The following is a 304-nucleotide window of genomic DNA, read 5'->3' as shown; positions in this document are numbered from 1 at the left end:
CAGTGAGGACACGAATGGCTTGTCTTCATTCCTATCCCAAGCCGGAAAGCTACAAGCACTTCTTGTGTTCTTCTTGCTTGGATTAGGTTTATCACTGACCCCATGTGTACTGCCGATGATTCCGATTTTGGCTAGCATCATCGGTGGCGAAAAAGCGATGACAGGCAAGAAAGGGGCGGCACTCTCCAGTTCCTATGTTCTGGGTATGGCGACCAGCTATGCCATAACGGGGATCTTAGTCACCACCTTGGCAAAAGGGGTCAACCTGCAAGCCGCGATGCAACAACCTTGGTTGTTAAGTAGC

At 50.3% G+C, this 304-nt stretch carries 1 protein-coding gene; it reads left to right on the top strand.

Annotation, left to right across the window (positions count from 1 at the left end):
- Positions 1-304, top strand: a 304-nt coding sequence (locus tag AB4512_RS25455; RefSeq protein WP_372176238.1) for a cytochrome c biogenesis protein CcdA, incomplete at both ends; no start/stop codon positions are given.

Origin of the sequence: Vibrio sp. 10N.222.52.B7 (assembly GCF_041474275.1) — a bacterium.
GTDB lineage: Bacteria > Pseudomonadota > Gammaproteobacteria > Enterobacterales > Vibrionaceae > Vibrio > Vibrio crassostreae_C.
Note: the sequence above shows the minus strand (reverse complement) of the source record. Positions and strands in the feature narration are given on the sequence as shown.